Below are 23181 nucleotides of genomic sequence, written 5' to 3'. Positions count from 1 at the left end.
ATGATTGATGCAAAGCAATTAAACAGCTTAGCGTTAGCATATATGGGTGATGCGGTATATGAACAATATATCCGCTATCACCTACTTCAAAAAGGGAAAGTTCGTCCTAATCAATTGCATCGATTAGGGACAAGCTTTGTTTCGGCAAAAGCACAGGCGAAAGTTGTTTATCATTTATTAGAGACAGCATTTTTAACAGAGGAAGAAGAGGCGGTACTAAGAAGAGGGCGTAATGCAAATTCAGGTACTGTCCCGAAAAATACTGATGTACAAACATATCGATATAGTACAGCCTTTGAAGCGCTAATTGGCTATCATCACTTATTAAATAATCGTGAAAGATTAGACGAAATTGTATATAAGGCAATTGCTGTTTTAGAAGAAAAGGAAGGGGGCACATCATCATGAGTAGTGAATATATTATCGGACGTAACCCTGTAATTGAAGCGTTACGCTCAGGAAGAGATATTAATAAAATTTGGATCGCGGAAGGTGCTGCCAAAGGACAGATACAAATTGTACTAGCACTAGCGAAAGAAAATAAGATTATTTTACAACATGCACCAAAGAAGAAATTAGATCAATTAGTTGAGGGGAACCATCAAGGTGTAATTGCTCAAGTGGCTGCATATCAATATGCTGAGCTGGAAGATCTATTTAAAGTGGCAGAGAAGCGTAACGAAGATCCGTTCTTCTTAATTTTAGATGAAATTGAAGACCCGCATAACCTAGGTTCTATTATGCGTACTGCGGATGCAACAGGAGCTCATGGAATTATTATTCCGAAAAGAAGAGCTGTGGGACTTACTGCATCAGTTGCGAAAGCATCGACTGGAGCAATTGAATATATTCCTGTTGCACGTGTAACGAATTTATCTCGTACAATCGATGAATTAAAAGAACGTGGACTTTGGATTGCTGGTACAGATGCAAAAGGGAAAACGGATTACCGTAATTTAGATGGTAAAATGCCAATTGGATTAGTAATTGGAAGTGAAGGAAAAGGTATGAGTCGTATTATTGGTGAAAAATGTGATTTCTTAATTACTTTACCGATGGTCGGTAAAGTTACATCCTTAAATGCTTCAGTAGCCGCAAGTTTGTTAATGTATGAGGTATATCGTAAGCGTCAAGAAATTGGTAAATAAAAAATGAACGATATTTTAATCGTTGACGGTTACAACATTATCGGAGCTTGGGGAGACTTGAAGAAACTACGGGATGTAGATTTGCAATCATCAAGAGATGCACTGATTGATAAGATGGCGGATTACCAAGGATACACAGGTACAAAGGTAATGATAGTCTTTGATGCTTATACAGTCCAAGGTATTGAAAAAAAGATGAAACAATCGCGTGTGGAAGTCATATTCACGAGGAAGAATCAAACTGCAGATGAAAAGATAGAGCAGCTTGCGATTGAGCTTAGAAATATAAATACGCAAATATATGTTGCGACTTCTGATTATACGGAACAATGGGTTATATTTGCGCAAGGTGCTCTTCGGAAATCTGCACGTGAATTGGAGTTGGAAGTACAAGCGATGGAGCAACAAGTAAGAAGGCGTACACAAGACACAAAAGAAAAGCAACCCGCCATGCGAAAGATATTTAGTAAAGATATTACAGAAAAATTAGAAAAATTAAGAAGAGGAGAGCGTTGAAGCATTGACGCTCTTTATCTTTTTACTGTATAATATTGCTAAATAAATAGCGGTCGGAGGGATCAAGGTGGAAGCAGGCTTCGTAAGTGTAGGCGACGTTACATTTCGTGATTTAGAGGATGAGGCAATCGTTGAGTTAGTTCGAAAAGGTAATACTGACGCTCTAGAATATTTGATTCACAAATATAAGAACTTTGTTCGCGCGAAATCAAGATCTTATTTCTTAGTGGGTGCCGATCGAGAAGATATTGTTCAAGAAGGTATGATTGGATTGTTTAAAGCGATTCGTGATTATAAAGAGGACAAGCTGTCTTCATTCAAAGCATTTGCTGAACTGTGTATCACTCGGCAAATTATTACCGCTATTAAAACAGCAACAAGGCAAAAACATATTCCGTTAAATTCATATGTGTCTTTAGATAAGCCGATTTATGATGAGGAATCTGATCGGACATTATTAGATGTTATTTCGGAAGCGAAGGTAACGGATCCTGAAGAAATGATTATAAGTCAGGAAGAATATACAGACATAGAATCTAAAATATCTGAATTATTAAGCGATTTAGAAAGAAAAGTGCTTTCTTTATATCTAGATGGTCGTTCTTATCAAGAGATTTCGGAACAGTTAAATAGACATGTGAAATCTATTGATAACGCTTTACAGAGGGTGAAGCGGAAATTGGAACGATATATGGAAATGAGAGAGAGTACCACTTTAAATTCATAACAAATGCTACAGGTGTAAAAAATCACCTGTTTTCTTTTTGTAGAGAGTGCAAAAGGCATGTCATTGACATTGTCTTTTGTTGTATGATACATTTTTAGGGACATAATGTTACAAGGTTGGTGTAACTAATGAGAAAAAAAGTTGTACTCTCATGTGAAGAGTGTAAAAATCGAAACTACTCTACGATGAAAGATACGAGCTCAGTAGAGCGACTTGAAATAAAGAAGTTTTGTAAAACATGCAATCAGCATACAGTTCACAAGGAAACAAAATAAATAATTGAAATAATAAACTGGAGGTCCCGTAGATGCGTTTAACGAACTTTTTCGGCGATGTAGGTCGCGAAATGAAAAAAGTAAGTTGGCCTAAAAAAGATGAATTACTCCGTTCAACAGCGACTGTTATCGCTACAGTTGTCTTCTTTGCGATTTTCTTCGCAGTGGTTGATATGGGCATTTCTTCTTTAATTCGGTTAATTCTTGGTTAATTCTTGAATAAGAAGCACTTATCCATGATATAATGTTATTTATAAGAACTGTGTAAAAGCCCGGTGAACGGGTTTTTTCATTTGCGCAAAAAAATGTACGTCAGGGAGGGAAGGACGCTCGTCCTAAATGAATGGAAAAAAGTTGGTATGTTGTCCATACTTATTCTGGATATGAAAATAAAGTAAAAGCAAACCTAGAGAAACGTGTAGAATCAATGGGTATGCAAGATAAAATTTTCCGTGTTGTTGTCCCGGAAGAAGTAGAAGTAGAAATGAAAAACGGTAAAGAAAAATTAATGAAAAGAAAAGTGTTCCCAGGTTATGTATTAGTAGAGTTAATCATGACTGATGACTCTTGGTATGTTGTACGTAACACGCCAGGTGTAACTGGGTTCGTTGGTTCTTCTGGTTCTGGATCTAAACCATCACCTTTATTAGAAGAAGAAGTGGTTACCATTATGAAGCATATGGGAATGGACAACGAAGTGGTTGATTTCGACTTTGAACTTCATGAGACAGTGCGTGTAAATGAGGGGCCATTCGCAGATTATACAGGTGCTATTGAAGAAATTGATGTGGAGAAGAAAAAGGTTAGCGTGCTTGTGGACATGTTTGGTCGCGAGACTCCAGTTGAGCTTGACTTCCATCAAATTGAAAAATTATAAAATGAAACTTGAAATGAATTGTAAAAAGTGATAATATCTTTTAAGTCAGTACGTCTTCGTTATCGGAGACGTTTTTTGAAAGATTTTATCCTTACAGATAAAATATGACGTGGGAGGGCAAATCACTGTCCAATTGACCACATCACGGACTTAAGGAGGTGTGTCTCGTGGCTAAAAAGGTAATTAAAATGGTAAAGCTTCAAATTCCTGCAGGTAAAGCTAACCCAGCTCCACCAGTTGGTCCAGCATTAGGACAAGCAGGTGTTAACATCATGGGCTTCTGTAAAGAGTTTAACGCTCGTACAGCTGATCAAGCTGGTCTTATCATCCCTGTTGAAATTACGGTATTTGAGGACCGTTCATTCACTTTCATTACTAAAACTCCTCCTGCTGCTGTTCTTCTTAAGAAAGTAGCTGGTATTGAGTCTGGTTCTGGTGAACCAAACCGTAATAAAGTGGCAACTGTTAAGCGTGATAAAGTACGCGAAATCGCTGAAACTAAAATGCCTGACCTAAACGCTGCTAGTGTAGAAGCTGCAATGCGTATGGTTGAAGGTACTGCACGCAGTATGGGCATCGTTATCGAAGACTAATTCGATTTGTTTTTAAAAAAGGTTGCGGGTCTGGAATTCCAATTCGCAACCTTTATTATCGTAAATGATTATCGTTTTTAAATAAATGGATGGCGCGCATCCTCAGGTTATACCTGAAAATAAGCGTAAACGTGGGAGGTTATTCCGCTAAAACCACATTCGAGGAGGAAATAAAAATGGCTAAAAGAGGTAAAAAGTACGTAGAAGCTGCAAAGCTTGTTGATCGTGCAACTGCTTACTCTGCAACAGAAGCAGTAGAATTAGTAAAGAAAACAAACACAGCTAAATTTGATGCGACTGTAGAAGTTGCATTCCGTTTAGGTGTTGACCCTAAGAAAGCTGACCAACAAATCCGTGGTGCAGTTGTTCTTCCACACGGTACTGGTAAAGTACAACGTGTATTAGTATTCGCTAAAGGTGAAAAGGCTAAAGAAGCTGAAGCTGCTGGAGCTGACTTCGTAGGCGATGCTGATTACATCGGTAAAATCCAACAAGGTTGGTTCGATTTCGATGTAGTAGTAGCAACTCCTGACATGATGGGTGAAGTTGGTAAACTTGGTCGCGTATTAGGACCTAAAGGTTTAATGCCAAACCCTAAAACTGGAACAGTTACTTTCGATGTAACTAAAGCTGTTAACGAAATCAAAGCTGGTAAAGTTGAATACCGCGTTGATAAAGCTGGTAACATCCACGTTCCAATCGGTAAAGTATCTTTCGAAGATGCTAAATTAGTAGAAAACTTCGGAACAATTGCTGACACTTTACAAAAAGTTAAGCCAGCTGCTGCAAAAGGTACTTACATGAAGAACGTAACAGTTGCTTCTACAATGGGACCTGGCGTACGTGTAGACGTTTCTACATTAGCGTAAAATTTGGAAGTTGACTTCATAAAGAAGTTTTTATATAATCATTTATGTTGTGAATTTAATTAGTGTACCGTAGACAGTAGGTGTCAATAGACTTAATTTCCTACCTAGGTGTTAATATACGAAACGGAAATTTTTTCTGTGACTATATGCCTCCATGTCTACAAGTTGGGCATGGAGGTTTTTAGTGCACTTTCGGTACATCTTCTATATAATCTACAGGAGGTGTAATAACATGAGCAAAGTAATCGAAACTAAACAACAAGTTGTAACTGAAATCGCGGACAAACTTCGCGAAAGTAAATCTACAATCGTTGTTGACTACCGTGGTTTAACAGTTTCTGAAGTAACAGAATTACGTAAAAACTTACGTGAAGCTGGCGTTGAGTTCAAAGTTTACAAAAACTCTTTAACTCGTCGTGCTGCAGAGTCTGCTGAAATGGCTGAGTTAAACGAATTCTTAACAGGACCAAACGCAATCGCGTTCAGTAACGAGGATGTAGTTGCTCCTGCGAAAGTATTAAATGACTTCGCTACAAAACATGAAGCTTTAGAAATTAAAGCTGGTGTAATCGAAGGTAAACTTGTAACACTTGATGAGGTTAAAGCTATCGCTACTCTTCCATCACGTGAAGGCTTACTTTCTATGCTTCTTAGCGTTCTTCAAGCTCCAATCCGTAACCTTGCACTTGCTACTAAAGCAGTTGCAGAACAAAAGGAAGAGCAAGGCGCTTAATTTTTTAAAAGATAATTACTTGTTATCTATAAAACAATACAAACCTATTTAAGGGAGGATATTTACAATGACTAAAGAACAAATCATTGAAGCAGTTAAATCTATGACTGTATTAGAACTTAACGACTTAGTAAAAGCTATCGAGGAAGAATTCGGCGTAACTGCTGCTGCTCCTGTAGCTGTAGCTGGTGGCGCTGGTGAAGCTGCTGCTGAGAAAACTGAATTTGACGTAGTACTTGCAAGTGCTGGCGCTCAAAAAATCAAAGTTATCAAAGCTGTACGTGAAATCACTGGTCTTGGCTTAAAAGAAGCTAAAGAATTAGTTGACAACACTCCAAAAGCAATCAAAGAAGGCGTTTCTAAAGAGGAAGCTGAAGAAATGAAAGCTAAACTTGAAGAAGTTGGCGCTGCTGTAGAAGTTAAGTAATTAACTTTTGATGCTTTAAAAAAAGCTCGCTCTCATGCGAGCTTTTTTTTTAACTGTAAAGAAAAGAGGTGGCCATATGGCAGACCATTATTTTTCTAACGACCCTTCTAGTAAAAGTGATCGTAAGCGATGGGAATTTACACTTCGTGGATCTCGATTAACTTTCTTATCTGACCGTGGGGTGTTCTCGAAAAACGAAGTGGACTTTGGTTCTCGTCTTTTAATTGAAGCGTTTCAAGTGCCAGATATTAAAGGTGATATATTAGACGTAGGTTGTGGATATGGACCAATTGGTTTATCGTTGGCGAAAGAGTTTCAAGACCGTAAAGTTCACATGGTGGATGTGAATGAAAGGGCGCTTGAGCTTGCGAAAGAAAATGCCGCTAGCAATAGAATTGGAAATGTACACATTTTTCAAAGTAGCGTCTATGAAAATGTAGATGGTATGTATGCTGCTATTCTATCTAATCCTCCAATTCGTGCAGGTAAAGATATCGTGCATGAGATTTTAGAAAAGGCTGTAGAGTATTTAGTTCCAGGTGGAGAGTTGTGGATTGTTATTCAAAAGAAGCAAGGTGCACCATCTGCGCTGAAGAAACTAGAGGAAGTATTTTCTGAAGTCGAAGTTGTAGAAAAGAAAAAAGGATATTATATCATAAAATCAAAAAAACGTTGACGGTTATTTTTGGCTATGTTAACATTATACAATGCCAATATATGATTTTCTGCGTTGAGAAAGATGTATATTTTTGTTTCTCTTGGAAAAGATAGTAAAATCAGCAGATTATGAAACAGAATGATGGTTTTCTTATAGAAGCCATTTTTCTTTTTTGAGCAGGTAGAAAGACTCAACGTATTTATCTTTAAGAGAAAAAAACTACGCTAATAGCAGTAGTTGTATTTATTTGTGATTTTGCACAAATTTTTTTGTGCATTTATAATACTCATGATTTGAGGGGTGAAGCAGTTGACAGGTCAACTAGTTCAATACGGACGCCACCGCCAACGAAGAAGTTATGCCCGTATTAGTGAAGTATTAGAGTTACCAAATCTTATCGAAATTCAAACCTCTTCTTATCAGTGGTTTCTTGATGAGGGTTTGCGAGAAATGTTCCAAGACATTTCTCCGATCGAAGACTTTACGGGAAATCTATCGCTTGAATTTATCGACTACAGCTTAGGTGAACCTAAATACTCTGTAGACGAATGCAAAGAGCGTGATGTGACGTATGCAGCACCACTTCGTGTAAAAGTGCGTCTAATCAACAAGGAAACTGGTGAAGTAAAAGAACAAGATGTGTTCATGGGAGATTTCCCACTCATGACAGAGACTGGAACATTCGTAATTAACGGTGCAGAACGTGTTATCGTTTCCCAGTTAGTTCGCTCTCCAAGCGTATACTATAGTGGCAAAGTGGATAAAAACGGAAAACGTGGTTTTACTGCTACTGTAATTCCAAACCGCGGAGCTTGGTTAGAGTATGAGACAGATGCTAAGGATGTTGTATATGTGCGTATTGACCGTACGCGTAAACTTCCTGTAACTGTTTTGTTACGCGCATTAGGGTTTGGCTCTGATCAAGAAATCACCGAGCTTTTAGGTGATAACGAATACTTAAGCAACACATTAGAAAAAGACAACACAGATAGCACAGAAAAAGCATTGCTTGAAATTTATGAGCGTCTACGTCCTGGTGAACCACCAACAGTAGAAAATGCTAAGAGCTTACTTGTGTCTCGTTTCTTCGATCCAAAGCGCTACGATTTAGCAAATGTAGGTCGCTATAAGATCAACAAGAAGTTACACATTAAAAACAGATTGTTTAATCAACGTTTAGCTGAAACATTAGTGGATCCAGAAACTGGTGAAATTTTAGCGGCGGAAGGAACAATCTTAGATCGTCGTACACTTGATCGCATTTTACCTTACTTAGAGAAAAACATTGGATTCAAAACAGCGAAACCAATGGGTGGAGTGGTAGAAGGCGATGTTGAGCTGCAATCTATTAAGATTTATGCTCCTGAGTCAGAAGGCGAACGCGTAATTAATGTAATTGGTAATGCAAATATTACTCGTGATGTAAAACACATCACACCGGGTGATATCCTTGCTTCTATCAGTTACTTCTTCAACCTACTATACAAAGTGGGGGATACAGATGATATCGACCATTTAGGAAACCGTCGTCTGCGTTCTGTTGGAGAACTATTACAAAATCAATTCCGTATCGGTCTTTCTCGTATGGAACGTGTTGTTCGTGAGAGAATGTCGATTCAAGATACAAATGCAATTACACCACAAGCGTTAATTAACATTCGCCCGGTTATTGCATCTATTAAAGAGTTCTTCGGAAGTTCTCAGTTATCTCAGTTCATGGATCAAACAAACCCATTAGCAGAGTTAACTCACAAACGAAGACTATCTGCATTAGGACCCGGTGGTTTAACGCGTGAGCGCGCAGGCTTTGAAGTACGTGACGTTCACTACTCTCACTATGGTCGTATGTGTCCGATTGAAACACCAGAGGGACCAAACATCGGTTTGATTAACTCATTATCATCGTTCGCGAAAGTAAATGAGTTTGGTTTCATTGAAACACCATACCGTCGTGTTGATCCAGAATCTGGTCTTGTAACAGGGCAGGTTGATTACTTAACAGCAGATGAAGAAGATAATTATGTTGTAGCCCAAGCGAATATGAAATTATCTGAAGAAGGAGAATTCCTTAGCGAAGATATCGTAGCTCGTTTCCGTGGTGAAAACATTGTCACAAATAAAGAACGCATCGACTACATGGATGTATCTCCAAAACAAGTAGTGTCAGCAGCGACAGCTTGTATTCCGTTCTTAGAAAACGATGACTCTAACCGCGCACTTATGGGAGCGAACATGCAACGTCAGGCGGTTCCGTTAATGAATCCGGAATCTCCGATTGTAGGTACAGGTATGGAGTACGTATCAGCAAAAGACTCAGGTGCTGCAGTAATCTGTAAACACCCTGGTGTTGTTGAACGCGTAGAAGCACGTGAAGTTTGGGTACGTCGCTATGTAGAAGTTGACGGTCAAACAGTAAAAGGCGACTTAGATCGCTACAAAATGCAAAAATTCATTCGTTCTAACCAAGGAACTTGCTACAACCAACGTCCAATCGTAAGTGTTGGAAATGAAGTTGTAAAAGGTGAGATTCTTGCGGATGGTCCTTCTATGGAATTAGGTGAACTAGCACTTGGACGTAACGTGCTTGTTGGCTTCATGACTTGGGACGGTTATAACTACGAGGATGCGATCATTATGAGTGAGCGCCTTGTAAAAGATGATGTGTACACTTCTATTCATATTGAAGAATATGAGTCAGAAGCTCGTGATACGAAGCTTGGACCAGAAGAGATTACACGTGACATTCCAAACGTTGGGGAAGATGCATTACGCAACCTTGACGAGCGCGGTATCATTCGCGTTGGTGCGGAAGTAAAAGATGGAGATTTACTTGTTGGTAAAGTAACACCTAAAGGTGTAACAGAATTAACAGCTGAAGAACGTCTATTACATGCTATCTTTGGAGAAAAAGCACGTGAAGTACGTGATACATCACTACGTGTACCACACGGTGGTGGCGGTATTATCTTAGACGTAAAAGTATTCAACCGTGAAGATGGCGATGAATTGCCACCAGGCGTGAATCAACTTGTACGTGCATATATCGTTCAAAAACGTAAAATCTCTGAAGGTGATAAGATGGCCGGACGTCACGGTAACAAAGGTGTTATCTCTCGTATTTTACCAGAAGAAGATATGCCTTACTTACCAGACGGTACGCCAATCGATATCATGTTAAACCCATTAGGGGTACCATCTCGTATGAATATCGGTCAGGTATTAGAGCTTCATCTTGGTATGGCAGCAAGATACCTTGGTATTCACATTGCAACACCAGTATTCGATGGTGCTCGTGAGGAAGATGTTTGGGGCACGATTGAAGAAGCTGGTATGGCAAATGACGCGAAAACAATCCTGTATGACGGACGTACTGGTGAACCATTCGATAACCGCGTATCTGTTGGTGTCATGTATATGATCAAACTTGCGCACATGGTTGACGATAAACTTCATGCTCGTTCTACTGGACCATACTCACTTGTAACGCAGCAGCCTCTTGGAGGTAAAGCTCAGTTCGGTGGACAGCGTTTCGGTGAGATGGAGGTTTGGGCACTTGAAGCTTACGGTGCTGCTTATACTCTTCAAGAAATCTTAACAGTGAAGTCTGATGATGTTGTTGGACGTGTTAAGACGTATGAAGCAATTGTTAAAGGCGAAAATGTTCCAGAACCAGGCGTTCCTGAATCATTCAAAGTATTGATTAAAGAGCTGCAAAGTTTAGGTATGGACGTTAAAATGATGTCTAGCGACGATAAAGAAATCGAAATGCGTGATACAGAAGATGACGATGATCATCAATCAGCAGATAAATTGAATGTCGAAGTTGAGACAACTAAAGAATAATTGGGATAACCTGTAGACTAAAAGGGAGGTAGGCCCCTTGATAGATGTAAATAACTTTGAATATATGAAGATTGGACTTGCTTCACCTGACAAGATTCGTTCTTGGTCATACGGTGAAGTTAAGAAACCAGAAACAATTAACTATCGTACGTTAAAGCCTGAAAAAGATGGCTTGTTCTGTGAGCGTATTTTCGGACCACAAAAGGACTGGGAATGTCATTGCGGAAAATACAAACGTGTACGTTATAAAGGTGTAGTTTGTGATCGATGTGGCGTTGAAGTAACGCGTGCAAAAGTTCGTCGTGAACGTATGGGTCATATCGAATTAGCTGCTCCTGTATCTCATATTTGGTATTTCAAAGGTATCCCGAGCCGCATGGGACTTGTCTTAGACATGTCCCCTCGCGCGCTTGAAGAAGTAATTTATTTCGCTTCTTATGTTGTAACAGAAAGTGGAGATACACCACTTGATAAGAAGCAATTACTTTCTGAAAAAGAATACCGTGCATATCGTGATCGATATGGTAGCACATTCCAAGCTGCTATGGGTGCGGAAGCGATTAAAAAGCTACTACAAGACATCGATTTAGATAAAGAAGTAGACTTCTTAAAAGAAGAATTAAAAACAGCGCAAGGACAACGCCGTACTCGTGCTATTAAACGTCTAGAAGTATTAGAAGCATTCCGTAACTCTGGAAATCACCCATCTTGGATGATCCTAGATGTTCTTCCAGTTATCCCGCCAGAACTACGCCCAATGGTACAGTTGGATGGTGGACGTTTTGCTACTTCTGACTTAAACGACTTATACCGTCGTGTAATTAACCGTAATAATCGTTTAAAACGTCTATTGGACTTAGGTGCACCAAGCATCATCGTTCAAAACGAAAAACGTATGTTACAAGAAGCTGTAGACGCATTAATCGATAATGGTCGCCGTGGCCGTCCAGTTACTGGACCAGGTAACCGTCCATTAAAATCACTATCTCACATGCTTAAAGGTAAACAAGGACGTTTCCGTCAAAACTTATTAGGTAAACGTGTTGACTACTCTGGCCGTTCTGTAATCGTTGTAGGACCGAACTTAAAGATGTACCAATGTGGATTACCGAAAGAAATGGCGCTTGAATTGTTTAAGCCTTTCGTTATGAAAGAGTTAGTTGGAAAAGGTTTAGCACACAACATTAAGAGTGCTAAACGTAAAATCGAGCGTGTACAACCTGAAGTTTGGGACGTTTTAGAATCTGTGATCAAAGAGCATCCAGTACTTCTAAACCGCGCACCAACACTTCACCGTCTTGGTATCCAGGCGTTTGAACCTACATTAGTAGAAGGTCGCGCAATTCGTCTTCACCCACTTGTATGTACTGCATACAACGCGGACTTTGACGGTGACCAAATGGCAGTTCACGTACCGTTATCATCAGAGGCACAAGCAGAAGCTCGTATTCTTATGTTAGCGGCACAAAACATCTTGAATCCAAAAGACGGAAAACCAGTTGTTACTCCATCTCAGGATATGGTATTAGGTAACTACTACTTAACACTTGAGCGTGAAGGCGCAATCGGTGAAGGTATGGTCTTCAAAGATGCAAACGAAGCAATACTTGCATACCAAAATGGATATGTACATCTGCACACACGTGTTGCAGTTGCTGCAAGTTCAGTAAATAATGTAACATTTACTGAAGAGCAAAAAGGTAAGCTTCTATTAACAACAGTTGGTAAATTAATATTTAACGAAATTTTACCAGAGTCGTTCCCTTATATTAATGAACCGACAAACTCAAACCTTGAAAAAGAAACACCAGCGGAGTATTTCGTTGAAAAAGGTGCGAACATTAAAGAAATTATTGCTAGTCGCGAAGAAGTGGCGCCATTTAGCAAGAAGATCCTTGGTAACATCATTGCGGAAGTATTCAAACGTTTCCAAATTACGGAAACATCTCGCATGCTTGACCGCATGAAAAACTTAGGATTTAAGTACTCTACAAAAGCTGGTATTACAGTTGGGGTATCTGACATTCTTGTATTAGGCGAAAAAGATGAAATTCTCCATGAAGCACAAGCAAAAGTAGATAATGTAATTAAACAATTCCGTCGCGGTTTAATCACGGAAGAAGAACGTTACGATCGCGTTATCTCTATTTGGAGTAATGCAAAAGATGTTATCCAAGGAAAACTGATGAAATCCTTGAATAAACGCAACCCAATCTTCATGATGAGTGATTCCGGTGCCCGTGGTAATGCATCAAACTTTACTCAGCTTGCTGGTATGCGTGGTCTGATGGCCAATCCATCTGGTCGTATTATCGAACTTCCAATTAAATCAAGTTTCCGTGAAGGTTTAACAGTACTTGAGTACTTCATCTCTACGCATGGTGCGCGTAAAGGTCTTGCCGATACAGCACTTAAAACTGCCGATTCTGGTTACTTAACACGTCGTCTTGTAGACGTTGCACAAGATGTAATTGTCCGTGAAGATGATTGTGGAACAGATCGTGGTCTATTAATTGGTGCGATTAAAGAGGGTAATGAAGTAATTGAGTCATTATATGATCGTCTTGTTGGACGTTTTGCAAGAAAAACTGTAAAACATCCTGAAACAGGTGAAGTATTAGTTAGTGAAAACCAACTAATTACTGAAGATATCGCTCATATCGTTGAAAATTCGGGTGTTGAAACTGTAAACATTCGTTCAGCGTTCACGTGTAACACTCGCCACGGTGTATGTAAGAAGTGTTACGGTCGTAACTTAGCAACTGGTACAGACGTAGAAGTAGGAGAAGCGGTAGGTATTATCGCAGCTCAATCTATCGGTGAGCCAGGTACACAGTTAACGATGCGTACGTTCCATACAGGTGGGGTTGCCGGAGATGATATCACTCAAGGTTTACCTCGTATCCAAGAGATCTTCGAAGCTCGTAACCCGAAAGGTCAGGCAGTTATCAGTGAAATCGATGGTGTTATCGCAGCGATCAACGATGTTAAAGATCGCCAAGAAGTAGTTGTACAGGGTGAAGTTGAAGCTCGTACGTATGCTATTCCTTACGGTGCGCGTCTGAAAGTAACTTTAGGACAGCCAATTAGCCACGGTAAAGAGTTAACAGAAGGTTCTATTGATCCGAAAGAATTACTAAAAGTAACGGACATTACGGCGGTTCAAGAATACTTACTACGTGAAGTTCAAAAAGTATACCGTATGCAAGGGGTAGAAATTGGTGACAAACACGTAGAAGTAATGGTACGTCAAATGTTACGTAAAGTTCGTGTAAGTGACGCGGGTGAAACAGATGTATTACCAGGAACACTACTAGATATCCATCAGTTTACTGATGCGAATGCGAAGGTGTTACTGAAAGGTAAACAACCAGCAACGGCTAGACCTGTTCTACTTGGTATTACAAAAGCTTCACTTGAAACTGATTCATTCTTATCTGCAGCATCGTTCCAAGAAACGACACGTGTCTTAACTGATGCAGCGATTAAGGGTAAACGCGATGAGCTTCTAGGATTGAAAGAAAATGTTATTATCGGTAAACTTGTTCCTGCTGGAACGGGTATGAATCGTTATCGCAAAGTGGATCTTGTAAAAACAACACAAGGTGACATGAATGTAGAAAACGATGAAGTTTATGTGGAACAGTAAAATTTTCCGTCGTAAATTTTGTATAAAAACAGTTAATCCTAGTTGACATTGTATGAGTCAAAATGTTACTATAATCAAGGTTGCTCCTGAACGATGCTTTGGAGGATATTTATATGTCTTATCAAAAAGTGTCAAATGCTGAAAATGTAGTCGTTGGTCATAAACGTACATTGGAGGCAATCAAAAATGGTATAGTTAAAGAAGTTGTTATTGCGGAAGATGCTGATATGCGGTTAACCCATATGATCATTCGTACTGCCTTGCAACATAACATACCCATAACCAAAGTTGAATCAGTTCGTAAGCTTGGAAAAGTTTCGGGGATTCAAGTGGGAGCTTCAGCAATAGGAATAATAAGTTAAAACTGTTTTTGTGAGGAGAGAGCATTTGCTCTTCCTTGCAAAAACTTTGTTTTCAACTAATAATGAACCACCTGGATATGTGGTCATACAAACATGCGAAGGGAGGATAATCAAATGCCTACTATTAACCAATTAGTGAGAAATGGTCGTACTGATAAAGTATGGAAATCTAAATCACCTGCGTTAAACAAAGGGTTCAACTCTTTAAAGAAAAAATCAACTGATATCTCTGCACCTCAAAAACGTGGTGTATGTACTCGTGTTGGTACAATGACTCCAAAGAAACCTAACTCAGCGTTACGTAAATACGCTCGTGTACGTTTAACAAACGGTATCGAGGTTACAGCTTACATCCCAGGTATCGGTCATAACCTACAAGAGCATAGCGTAGTATTAATTCGCGGTGGTCGAGTAAAGGATTTACCAGGGGTACGTTACCACATCGTTCGTGGTGCGCTTGATACAGCTGGTGTTGACAAACGTATGCAAGGACGTTCTAAATATGGTACTAAGCGACCAAAACCTGCTAAAAAATAATAAACTTATAATGAAAGGAGGAACTCAATATGCCTCGTAAAGGACCTGTTGCGAAACGTGACGTGTTACCAGATCCAATGTACAAGTCTAAGCTAGTAACACGCCTTATCAACAAAATGATGGTTGACGGTAAAAAAGGTAAATCTCAAACAATTCTTTATAACGCTTTCGATATCGTTCGTGAACGTTCAGATAAAGACCCTATGGAAGTATTCGAGCAAGCTCTTAAGAACATCATGCCTGTTCTTGAAGTACGTGCTCGTCGTGTTGGTGGTGCTAACTACCAAGTTCCAGTTGAGGTTCGTCCAGAACGCCGTACAACTTTAGGTCTTCGCTGGTTAGTAAACTATGCTCGTCTTCGTGGTGAAAAAACTATGGAAGAGCGTCTAGCTTACGAAATCTTAGATGCAGCTAACAACGCTGGTGCATCTGTTAAGAAACGTGAAGACACTCATAAAATGGCAGAAGCTAACAAAGCATTTGCTCATTACCGTTGGTAGGATTCAACGTAAAATAAATGTAAGCATAAACCGCTTTATTTGTCGCTTATGGAAGTGTGGAGAGGGAGAATGCCTCTCCCTTTCGTTGGGCGCTCGTTTTACATAATGAGGGTACTGGACATACTGACATGTGTAACAATATAAAGTGGCTTTTTTGCTACTTAAAATAAAAAAATCCAATCCATATATGGAAGGAGCAAGACACCAAATGACAAGAGAGTTCTCTTTAGAAAACACTCGTAATATTGGTATCATGGCTCACATCGATGCTGGTAAAACAACAGCAACTGAGCGTATTCTGTATTATACAGGACGTATTCATAAAATCGGTGAAACTCATGAAGGTGCATCTCAGATGGACTGGATGGAGCAAGAGCAAGAGCGTGGTATCACAATTACTTCTGCTGCAACTACAGCTCAATGGAAAGGTCACCGTGTAAACATCATTGACACTCCAGGACACGTAGACTTCACAGTAGAAGTAGAACGTTCTTTACGCGTACTTGATGGTGCGGTAGCAGTACTTGATGCACAATCTGGTGTAGAACCACAAACAGAAACTGTTTGGCGTCAGGCTACTACTTACGGTGTACCTCGTATCGTATTCGTTAACAAAATGGATAAGATTGGTGCAGATTTCTTATACTCTGTAGGAACAATCCACGATCGTTTACAAGCAAACGCACACCCAATTCAGTTACCAATCGGTGCTGAAGATGAGTTCAATGGTATCATTGACCTTGTTGAAGAATGTGCTTACATGTACGGTAACGATTTAGGAACAGACATCGAGCGTGTTGAAATTCCTGAAGAGCACAAAGAATTAGCTGCAGAATACCGTGGAAAACTTATTGAAGCGGTAGCTGAGCTTGATGAAGAAATGATGATGAAGTACCTAGAAGGTGAAGAAATCACTGTAGAAGAGCTTAAAGCTGGTATCCGTAAGGCTACAACTTCTGTAGAATTCTTCCCAGTAATCTGTGGTTCTGCATTCAAAAATAAAGGTGTTCAAATTCTGTTAGACGCAGTTATCGACTACCTACCATCTCCATTAGACGTACCAGCTATTAAAGGTACTCTTCCGGATACAGATGAAGAAATCGAACGTAAGTCTAGCGATGAAGAACCATTCGCAGCTTTAGCATTCAAAATCATGACTGACCCTTATGTTGGTAAGTTAACGTTCTTCCGTGTGTATTCTGGTGTGTTAAACTCTGGATCATACGTGAAAAACTCAACTAAAGGTAAGCGTGAGCGTGTAGGTCGTATCCTACAAATGCACGCTAACAGCCGTGAAGAGATTTCAACAGTTTACGCTGGTGATATCGCTGCTGCTGTAGGTTTAAAAGATACTACTACTGGTGATACTCTTTGTGATGAGAAGAGTCTTGTTATCCTTGAGTCTATGGAATTCCCAGAGCCAGTTATCTCTGTAGCTATCGAACCAAAATCTAAAGCTGACCAAGATAAAATGGGTACAGCATTATCTAAGCTTTCTGAAGAAGATCCAACATTCCGTGCTCACACTGACCAAGAAACTGGCCAAACAATCATCGCTGGTATGGGTGAACTTCACCTTGATATCATCGTTGACCGTATGCGTCGTGAATTCAAAGTGGAAGCAAACGTTGGTGCTCCTCAGGTAGCATACCGTGAGACTTTCCGCGCTGCTGCGAAAGTTGAAGGTAAGTTCGCTCGTCAATCTGGTGGTCGTGGACAATTCGGTCACGTTTGGATTGAGTTTGAACCTAATGAAGAAGGTAAAGGTTTTGAATTCCAAAACAAAATCGTCGGTGGTGTAGTTCCACGTGAATACATCCCAGCTGTTGGAGCGGGTCTTGAAGACTCACTTAAAAATGGTGTACTAGCTGGTTATCCACTAGTTGACATCAAAGCTGCGTTAGTTGACGGATCTTACCATGATGTCGATTCATCTGAGATGGCGTTCAAAATCGCTGCATCTATGGCACTTAAAGCTGCGGTTTCTAAATGTAGCCCAGTAATTCTTGAGCCAATGATGAAAGTTGAAGTTGTAATTCCTGAAGAGTACATGGGTGACATTATGGGCGACGTAACATCTCGTCGTGGACGTGTAGAAGGTATGGAAGCTCGCGGTAACGCACAAGTTGTTCGCGCTATGGTTCCACTTTCTGAAATGTTCGGTTATGCAACGGCATTACGTTCTAACACTCAAGGACGCGGAACATTCTCAATGACATTTGATCATTATGAAGAAGTACCGAAGTCTGTTTCTGAAGAAATTATTAAAAAAAATAAAGGTGAATAATTGATTTTTATCGATTGTTCAAGTATAACTACTTATGTAAGCTTAGAAAGTGGGACGTAAGTTTCACTTTCTAGTCTAAATATAAAATAACCTATATAAACTAAGGAGGAATTTAGAATGGCTAAAGCTAAATTCGAACGTTCTAAACCCCATGTTAACATCGGTACAATCGGCCACGTTGACCATGGTAAAACTACATTAACTGCTGCGATCACTACAGTTCTTGCAAAAGCTGGTGGTGCTGAAGCACGCGGATACGATCAAATCGACGCTGCTCCAGAAGAAAGAGAGCGCGGAATCACAATCTCAACTGCACACGTTGAGTACGAAACTGAAACTCGTCACTATGCACACGTTGACTGCCCAGGTCACGCTGACTATGTTAAAAACATGATCACTGGTGCTGCTCAAATGGACGGCGGTATCTTAGTAGTATCTGCTGCTGATGGCCCAATGCCTCAAACACGTGAGCACATCCTTCTTTCTCGTCAAGTAGGTGTTCCTTACATCGTTGTATTCTTAAACAAATGCGACATGGTAGACGACGAAGAATTATTAGAATTAGTAGAAATGGAAGTTCGCGACCTATTATCTGAATACGGATTCCCAGGCGACGACATTCCTGTAATCAAAGGTTCTGCTCTTAAAGCTCTTCAAGGAGAAGCTGATTGGGAAGCAAAAATCATTGAATTAATGACTGAAGTTGATGCTTACATCCCAACTCCAGAACGTGAAACTGACAAACCATTCTTAATGCCTATCGAGGATGTATTCTCTATCACAGGTCGTGGTACAGTTGCAACTGGTCGTGTAGAGCGCGGAATCGTTAAAGTTGGTGACGTAGTAGAAATCATCGGTCTTGCTGAAGAAAATGCTTCTACAACTGTAACTGGTGTAGAGATGTTCCGTAAACTTCTTGACCAAGCTCAAGCTGGAGACAACATCGGTGCTTTACTTCGTGGGGTTGCTCGTGAAGACATCCAACGTGGACAAGTTCTTGCTAAAACTGGCTCTGTAAAAGCTCACGCTAAATTCAAAGCTGAAGTTTTCGTATTATCTAAAGAAGAAGGTGGACGTCACACTCCATTCTTCGCTAACTACCGTCCTCAGTTCTACTTCCGTACAACTGACGTAACTGGTATCATCCAATTACCAGAAGGTACTGAAATGGTAATGCCTGGTGACAACATCGAAATGACTATCGAACTTATCGCTCCAATCGCTATCGAAGAGGGAACTAAATTCTCTATTCGTGAAGGTGGACGTACAGTAGGTTACGGTGTAGTTGCTACTATCGTTGAGTAATCTTAACTGATATAAAAAAACCCAAGGGATTTTCCCTTGGGTTTTTTGTTTGTATTTATATGATGAATGAAATGATTTTTTTATATTTTGACGAGTTTCTTCTATAATAATACAAAATCAATAAAACTAAAATCCAGAAACTGTAAAAAGAATTCTGTGGGATGAAAACTTGAAATTCTTTAAAGTGCCATGTATAATAGCAAAAGTAGAGAAAAGCAGATGCAAACAAAAAGATGCTTGCATCTAGACGAATAACATTGTATAATAGACAATGTTGGTCTTTGACTGCGATGAAGTGGAAGGTTGCTGACACACCCGGCCGCTTTGCCATGGCATGGTGTGGGGAAATTTCCATGGAGAAGGTCTATTTTAGAAATAGGCGAACGAAGGAGGGAAAATAATGGCAAAAGAAAAAATTCGTATCCGTTTAAAAGCTTATGATCACCGTATTCTTGATCAATCAGCTGAGAAAATTGTAGAAACAGCTAAGCGTTCTGGGGCAACAGTTTCTGGTCCGATCCCATTACCAACTGAGAAGACTATTTACACAATTCTTCGTGCTGTTCATAAGTACAAAGATTCTCGTGAGCAATTCGAAATGCGCACACACAAACGTTTAATCGATATCGTGAGTCCTACTCCACAAACAGTAGATTCATTAATGCGTTTAGACTTACCGTCTGGTGTAGATATCGAAATCAAACTATAATTCATATAACTTAAAAATGTAGGAGGTGTAACTCATGACCAAAGGAATCTTAGGAAGAAAGATCGGTATGACTCAAGTATTTGCTGAGAACGGTGAGTTAATCCCAGTAACAGTTATCGCTGCTAATCCAAACGTTGTTCTTCAAAAGAAAACAACTGAAACTGATGGCTACAATGCAATCCAGTTAGGATTTGAAGATAAACGTGAAAAGTTAACTAACAAACCTGAACAAGGCCACACTGCTAAAGCATCTACAACTCCTAAGCGCTTCATTCGCGAAATCCGCGATGCAGACGTGGACGGATTAGAGGTTGGTCAAGAGGTAAAAGTTGAAGTTTTCGCTGCAGGTGAAATCGTTGACGTAACAGGAATTTCTAAAGGTAAAGGTTTCCAAGGTGTTATCAAACGCCACGGACAATCTCGCGGACCTATGTCTCATGGTTCTCGCTATCACCGTCGTCCAGGTTCAATGGGCCCAGTTGCTCCGAACCGTGTATTCAAAGGCAAAAAACTTGCTGGACGTATGGGTGGAGACCAAGTTACTATCCAAAACTTAGAAATCGTTCAAGTTGACACTGAGCGCAACTTATTACTAGTAAAAGGTAACGTTCCAGGTGCTAAGAAATCTCTTGTAGTTGTTCAAGGCGCTGTGAAGGTTAGCAAATAATTCACAATAGGAAGGAGGAATTCCAATGCCAAAAGTTACTGTATATAACCAAACTGGTTCACAGGTTGGTGAAATCGAATTAGCTGAAGCTATTTTCGGTATCGAACCAAATGAAGCTGTACTTTTCGAAGCTGTAATGATGCAACGTGCATCTTTACGTCAAGGTACACACAAAGTAAAAACTCGTTCTGAAGTTCGTGGTGGTGGTCGTAAACCATGGCGTCAAAAAGGAACTGGACGTGCTCGTCAAGGGTCTATCCGCTCTCCTCAATGGCGTGGTGGTGGTACGGTATTCGGACCTACACCAAGAAGCTATGCGTACAAACTTCCTAAGAAGGTTCGTCGTTTAGCAATCAAATCTGCATTAGCTACTAAAGTAGTTGAGAACAACATTGTAGTTCTTGAAGACCTAGTGTTAAATGCACCAAAAACAAAAGACATGCTAGCAGTACTTAAAGGATTAACTGTTGAGAAGAAAGCTCTTATCGTAACTGCGGATGCAAACGAATCTGTAGAGTTATCTGCTCGCAATATCCCTGGAGTAACAGTAATCACTGCTGATGGCGTAAACGTTTTAGACGTGCTTCATCATGATAAGCTAATCATGACAAAAGCGGCAGTGGAAAAAGTAGAGGAGGTGCTTGCATAATGAGAGATCCTCGTGATATCATTAAGCGCCCAGTTATCACTGAACGTTCTATGGAAATGATGGCTGAAAAAAAATACACGTTCGATGTGGACGTTAAATCTAATAAAACAGAAGTTAAAGATGCTCTTGAAGCGATCTTTGGTGTTAAAGTAGAAAAAGTGAACATCATGAACTACAAGCCGAAAGCAAAACGCGTTGGTCGTCACGCTGGTTTTACTAGCCGTCGTCGTAAAGCAATCGTTAAGCTAACTGCTGACAGCAAAGAAATCGAAATCTTCCAAGGTGTTTAATTCTTACTAAAGAAGGAGGGAAATTGAGATGGGAATTAAAAAGTATAATCCAACTACTAACGGTCGTCGTAATATGACTACGAATGATTTCGCTGAAATCACGACTGACAGACCAGAAAAGTCATTACTTGCTCCTTTAAGCAAGAAGGCTGGTCGTAATAACCAAGGTAAAATTACTGTACGTCATCAAGGTGGCGGACATAAGCGTCAATACCGTATCATCGACTTTAAGCGTAACAAAGATGGAATTCCAGGACGCGTTGCTACGATCGAATACGATCCAAACCGCTCTGCGAATATCGCATTAATTAACTACGTTGACGGTGAAAAACGTTACATTCTTGCTCCTAAATCTTTAGAAGTAGGTATGGAAGTTATGTCTGGCCCAGAAGCTGACATCAAAATCGGTAACGCATTACCATTAATCAACATTCCAGTAGGTACTGTTGTTCATAATATCGAGCTTAAGCCTGGCCGTGGCGGACAATTAGTTCGTTCTGCTGGTACTTCTGCTCAAGTACTTGGTAAAGAAGGTAAATACGTACTTGTACGTTTAACTTCTGGTGAAGTACGTCTTGTATTATCTGCTTGTCGCGCTTCAATCGGTCAAGTAGGTAACGAACAGCACGAACTTATCAAAATCGGTAAAGCAGGTCGCTCTCGCTGGTTAGGTAAACGCCCAACAGTTCGTGGTTCTGTAATGAACCCGGTTGATCACCCACACGGTGGTGGTGAAGGACGTTCTCCAATCGGACGTAAGTCTCCAATGTCTCCATGGGGTAAACCAACTCTTGGATTCAAGACTCGTAAGAAAAACAAAGCGTCTGACAAATTCATCGTTCGTCGTCGTAAAAAATAATGGGATTGTAGTACGGTTCATTTCTAGAACCGTACGCCAATCACGAAGGGAGGCACCAAAATGGCTCGTAGCTTAAAAAAAGGACCATTTGTCGATGATCACTTAATGAGCAAAATGGAAAAATTAGTTGCATCTGAGCAAAAACAAGTTGTTAAAACTTGGTCTCGCCGTTCAACAATCTTCCCTCAGTTCATCGGACACACAATCGCTGTATATGATGGTCGTAAACACGTACCTGTGTACATCACTGAGGATATGGTTGGCCATAAGTTAGGTGAATTCGCACCAACTCGTACGTATAAAGGTCACCTTGCTGACGATAAGAAAACTAGAAGATAATGAGAGGAGGCACTTCAATGCAAGCTAAAGCAGTAGCGAGAACAGTTCGTATTGCTCCTCGTAAAGTTCGTTTAGTAGTAGACTTAATCCGAGGTAAGCAAGTGGGTGAAGCGATTGCTATCCTTAACCACACACCAAAAACTGCTTCTCCAGTTGTAGAGAAAGTTTTAAAATCTGCAATCGCAAATGCAGAGCACAATTATGAGATGGATATTAACAACCTAGTTGTTGAAAAAGTTTTCGTTGACGAAGGTCCAACGTTGAAACGTTTCCGTCCACGTGCAATGGGTCGTGCAAGCCAAATTAACAAACGCACAAGCCACATTACAGTTGTGGTATCAGAAAAGAAGGAGGGATAATCG

General features: G+C 40.1%; 26 protein-coding genes and 1 other annotated feature. All 26 genes read left to right on the top strand.

Going from position 1 to position 23181, the window contains the following annotated elements:
- On the top strand, window positions 1-408 hold the full coding sequence (locus tag QEP67_RS27350) for a Mini-ribonuclease 3 (protein WP_000564263.1): 408 nt from the start codon (window positions 1-3) through the stop codon (window positions 406-408).
- Window positions 405-1148 (top strand): 23S rRNA (guanosine(2251)-2'-O)-methyltransferase RlmB, encoded by a 744-nt coding sequence (rlmB, locus tag QEP67_RS27345; RefSeq protein ID WP_151035251.1) that lies wholly within the window; start codon window positions 405-407, stop codon window positions 1146-1148. The genes QEP67_RS27350 and rlmB overlap by 4 nt, the downstream gene beginning before the upstream one ends.
- A gap of 3 nt (window positions 1149-1151) precedes the next feature.
- Window positions 1152-1664 (top strand): NYN domain-containing protein, encoded by a 513-nt coding sequence (locus QEP67_RS27340; RefSeq protein WP_000997888.1) that lies wholly within the window; start codon window positions 1152-1154, stop codon window positions 1662-1664.
- 67 nt (window positions 1665-1731) lie between these two features.
- Window positions 1732-2391: an RNA polymerase sporulation sigma factor SigH gene (locus tag QEP67_RS27335; RefSeq protein ID WP_000387198.1), complete on the top strand. Its 660-nt coding sequence runs from the start codon at window positions 1732-1734 to the stop codon at window positions 2389-2391.
- A gap of 128 nt (window positions 2392-2519) precedes the next feature.
- A complete protein-coding gene (gene rpmG, locus QEP67_RS27330) occupies window positions 2520-2666 on the top strand; it encodes a 50S ribosomal protein L33 (RefSeq protein WP_002070160.1) in 147 nt (48 codons plus the stop codon).
- A 32-nt stretch (window positions 2667-2698) separates the two neighbouring features.
- Window positions 2699-2878, top strand: coding sequence for a preprotein translocase subunit SecE (gene secE / locus QEP67_RS27325; RefSeq protein ID WP_001241321.1), 180 nt, complete (start codon window positions 2699-2701; stop codon window positions 2876-2878).
- 131 nt (window positions 2879-3009) lie between these two features.
- The gene (nusG, locus tag QEP67_RS27320) at window positions 3010-3543 is read left to right on the top strand and encodes a transcription termination/antitermination protein NusG (protein WP_000415794.1); all 534 of its coding nucleotides are present in this window, start codon (window positions 3010-3012) and stop codon (window positions 3541-3543) included.
- Between the two features lie 167 nt (window positions 3544-3710).
- A complete protein-coding gene (rplK, locus tag QEP67_RS27315) occupies window positions 3711-4136 on the top strand; it encodes a 50S ribosomal protein L11 (protein WP_001085872.1) in 426 nt (141 codons plus the stop codon).
- A 176-nt stretch (window positions 4137-4312) separates the two neighbouring features.
- The gene (gene rplA / locus QEP67_RS27310; RefSeq protein ID WP_002096939.1) at window positions 4313-5005 is read left to right on the top strand and encodes a 50S ribosomal protein L1; all 693 of its coding nucleotides are present in this window, start codon (window positions 4313-4315) and stop codon (window positions 5003-5005) included.
- A gap of 49 nt (window positions 5006-5054) precedes the next feature.
- Window positions 5055-5198: a sequence feature (ribosomal protein L10 leader region), on the top strand.
- A 39-nt stretch (window positions 5199-5237) separates the two neighbouring features.
- A complete protein-coding gene (gene rplJ, locus QEP67_RS27305; RefSeq protein ID WP_000048721.1) occupies window positions 5238-5738 on the top strand; it encodes a 50S ribosomal protein L10 in 501 nt (166 codons plus the stop codon).
- Between the two features lie 67 nt (window positions 5739-5805).
- Window positions 5806-6165: a 50S ribosomal protein L7/L12 gene (gene rplL, locus QEP67_RS27300; protein ID WP_000159737.1), complete on the top strand. Its 360-nt coding sequence runs from the start codon at window positions 5806-5808 to the stop codon at window positions 6163-6165.
- A 76-nt stretch (window positions 6166-6241) separates the two neighbouring features.
- On the top strand, window positions 6242-6841 hold the full coding sequence (locus tag QEP67_RS27295) for a class I SAM-dependent methyltransferase (protein ID WP_048567312.1): 600 nt from the start codon (window positions 6242-6244) through the stop codon (window positions 6839-6841).
- A 291-nt stretch (window positions 6842-7132) separates the two neighbouring features.
- Window positions 7133-10666 carry a DNA-directed RNA polymerase subunit beta gene (rpoB, locus tag QEP67_RS27290; protein ID WP_000147550.1) on the top strand — a complete coding sequence of 1178 codons (3534 nt, stop codon included), beginning with the start codon at window positions 7133-7135 and terminating at the stop codon, window positions 10664-10666.
- A gap of 37 nt (window positions 10667-10703) precedes the next feature.
- Window positions 10704-14315 carry a DNA-directed RNA polymerase subunit beta' gene (gene rpoC / locus QEP67_RS27285; protein ID WP_000567948.1) on the top strand — a complete coding sequence of 1204 codons (3612 nt, stop codon included), beginning with the start codon at window positions 10704-10706 and terminating at the stop codon, window positions 14313-14315.
- 113 nt (window positions 14316-14428) lie between these two features.
- Entirely contained in the window at window positions 14429-14677 is a 249-nt protein-coding gene (locus tag QEP67_RS27280) for a 50S ribosomal protein L7ae-like protein (protein WP_000121828.1), read from the top strand.
- 114 nt (window positions 14678-14791) lie between these two features.
- Window positions 14792-15214, top strand: coding sequence for a 30S ribosomal protein S12 (gene rpsL, locus QEP67_RS27275; protein ID WP_001142341.1), 423 nt, complete (start codon window positions 14792-14794; stop codon window positions 15212-15214).
- A 29-nt stretch (window positions 15215-15243) separates the two neighbouring features.
- Window positions 15244-15714: a 30S ribosomal protein S7 gene (rpsG, locus tag QEP67_RS27270; protein WP_001137489.1), complete on the top strand. Its 471-nt coding sequence runs from the start codon at window positions 15244-15246 to the stop codon at window positions 15712-15714.
- Between the two features lie 208 nt (window positions 15715-15922).
- Window positions 15923-18001 carry an elongation factor G gene (gene fusA / locus QEP67_RS27265; protein WP_000196381.1) on the top strand — a complete coding sequence of 693 codons (2079 nt, stop codon included), beginning with the start codon at window positions 15923-15925 and terminating at the stop codon, window positions 17999-18001.
- 117 nt (window positions 18002-18118) lie between these two features.
- The gene (gene tuf, locus QEP67_RS27260; protein WP_001029617.1) at window positions 18119-19306 is read left to right on the top strand and encodes an elongation factor Tu; all 1188 of its coding nucleotides are present in this window, start codon (window positions 18119-18121) and stop codon (window positions 19304-19306) included.
- Window positions 19307-19706: 400 nt separating this feature from the next.
- Complete coding sequence (gene rpsJ / locus QEP67_RS27255) at window positions 19707-20015, top strand: 30S ribosomal protein S10 (RefSeq protein ID WP_001040595.1); 309 nt, start codon at window positions 19707-19709, stop codon at window positions 20013-20015.
- A 34-nt stretch (window positions 20016-20049) separates the two neighbouring features.
- Complete coding sequence (rplC, locus tag QEP67_RS27250; RefSeq protein WP_000160209.1) at window positions 20050-20682, top strand: 50S ribosomal protein L3; 633 nt, start codon at window positions 20050-20052, stop codon at window positions 20680-20682.
- 25 nt (window positions 20683-20707) lie between these two features.
- Window positions 20708-21331 carry a 50S ribosomal protein L4 gene (rplD, locus tag QEP67_RS27245; RefSeq protein WP_001127258.1) on the top strand — a complete coding sequence of 208 codons (624 nt, stop codon included), beginning with the start codon at window positions 20708-20710 and terminating at the stop codon, window positions 21329-21331.
- Window positions 21331-21621: a 50S ribosomal protein L23 gene (gene rplW / locus QEP67_RS27240; protein WP_001205558.1), complete on the top strand. Its 291-nt coding sequence runs from the start codon at window positions 21331-21333 to the stop codon at window positions 21619-21621. The genes rplD and rplW overlap by 1 nt, the downstream gene beginning before the upstream one ends.
- A 28-nt stretch (window positions 21622-21649) precedes the next feature.
- The gene (gene rplB / locus QEP67_RS27235; RefSeq protein ID WP_000511583.1) at window positions 21650-22480 is read left to right on the top strand and encodes a 50S ribosomal protein L2; all 831 of its coding nucleotides are present in this window, start codon (window positions 21650-21652) and stop codon (window positions 22478-22480) included.
- Window positions 22481-22540: 60 nt separating this feature from the next.
- The gene (gene rpsS, locus QEP67_RS27230; RefSeq protein WP_000124454.1) at window positions 22541-22819 is read left to right on the top strand and encodes a 30S ribosomal protein S19; all 279 of its coding nucleotides are present in this window, start codon (window positions 22541-22543) and stop codon (window positions 22817-22819) included.
- 17 nt (window positions 22820-22836) lie between these two features.
- Window positions 22837-23178, top strand: coding sequence for a 50S ribosomal protein L22 (rplV, locus tag QEP67_RS27225; protein ID WP_001148024.1), 342 nt, complete (start codon window positions 22837-22839; stop codon window positions 23176-23178).
- Window positions 23179-23181: the final 3 nt, after the last annotated feature.

It is taken from the genome of Bacillus cereus group sp. MS39 (genome assembly GCF_040448665.1).
Lineage (GTDB): Bacteria > Bacillota > Bacilli > Bacillales > Bacillaceae_G > Bacillus_A > Bacillus_A wiedmannii.
The sequence above is the reverse complement of the archived record's forward strand: the minus strand, read 5'-3'. Positions and strand labels throughout refer to the sequence as shown.

Coding starts and splice junctions, on each gene's coding strand:
- rplJ (WP_000048721.1), top strand. CDS start 5,238: ATGAGCAAAGTAATCGAAACTAAACAACAAGTTGTAACTGAAATCGCG.
- tuf (WP_001029617.1), top strand. CDS start 18,119: ATGGCTAAAGCTAAATTCGAACGTTCTAAACCCCATGTTAACATCGGT.
- fusA (WP_000196381.1), top strand. CDS start 15,923: ATGACAAGAGAGTTCTCTTTAGAAAACACTCGTAATATTGGTATCATG.
- nusG (WP_000415794.1), top strand. CDS start 3,010: ATGGAAAAAAGTTGGTATGTTGTCCATACTTATTCTGGATATGAAAAT.
- QEP67_RS27350 (WP_000564263.1), top strand. CDS start 1: ATGATTGATGCAAAGCAATTAAACAGCTTAGCGTTAGCATATATGGGT.
- rplA (WP_002096939.1), top strand. CDS start 4,313: ATGGCTAAAAGAGGTAAAAAGTACGTAGAAGCTGCAAAGCTTGTTGAT.
- rplC (WP_000160209.1), top strand. CDS start 20,050: ATGACCAAAGGAATCTTAGGAAGAAAGATCGGTATGACTCAAGTATTT.
- QEP67_RS27295 (WP_048567312.1), top strand. CDS start 6,242: ATGGCAGACCATTATTTTTCTAACGACCCTTCTAGTAAAAGTGATCGT.
- QEP67_RS27280 (WP_000121828.1), top strand. CDS start 14,429: ATGTCTTATCAAAAAGTGTCAAATGCTGAAAATGTAGTCGTTGGTCAT.
- rplL (WP_000159737.1), top strand. CDS start 5,806: ATGACTAAAGAACAAATCATTGAAGCAGTTAAATCTATGACTGTATTA.
- rlmB (WP_151035251.1), top strand. CDS start 405: ATGAGTAGTGAATATATTATCGGACGTAACCCTGTAATTGAAGCGTTA.
- QEP67_RS27340 (WP_000997888.1), top strand. CDS start 1,152: ATGAACGATATTTTAATCGTTGACGGTTACAACATTATCGGAGCTTGG.
- rpmG (WP_002070160.1), top strand. CDS start 2,520: ATGAGAAAAAAAGTTGTACTCTCATGTGAAGAGTGTAAAAATCGAAAC.
- rplB (WP_000511583.1), top strand. CDS start 21,650: ATGGGAATTAAAAAGTATAATCCAACTACTAACGGTCGTCGTAATATG.
- rpsG (WP_001137489.1), top strand. CDS start 15,244: ATGCCTCGTAAAGGACCTGTTGCGAAACGTGACGTGTTACCAGATCCA.
- rplW (WP_001205558.1), top strand. CDS start 21,331: ATGAGAGATCCTCGTGATATCATTAAGCGCCCAGTTATCACTGAACGT.
- rpsS (WP_000124454.1), top strand. CDS start 22,541: ATGGCTCGTAGCTTAAAAAAAGGACCATTTGTCGATGATCACTTAATG.
- rplD (WP_001127258.1), top strand. CDS start 20,708: ATGCCAAAAGTTACTGTATATAACCAAACTGGTTCACAGGTTGGTGAA.
- rpsJ (WP_001040595.1), top strand. CDS start 19,707: ATGGCAAAAGAAAAAATTCGTATCCGTTTAAAAGCTTATGATCACCGT.
- rplV (WP_001148024.1), top strand. CDS start 22,837: ATGCAAGCTAAAGCAGTAGCGAGAACAGTTCGTATTGCTCCTCGTAAA.
- rpsL (WP_001142341.1), top strand. CDS start 14,792: ATGCCTACTATTAACCAATTAGTGAGAAATGGTCGTACTGATAAAGTA.
- secE (WP_001241321.1), top strand. CDS start 2,699: ATGCGTTTAACGAACTTTTTCGGCGATGTAGGTCGCGAAATGAAAAAA.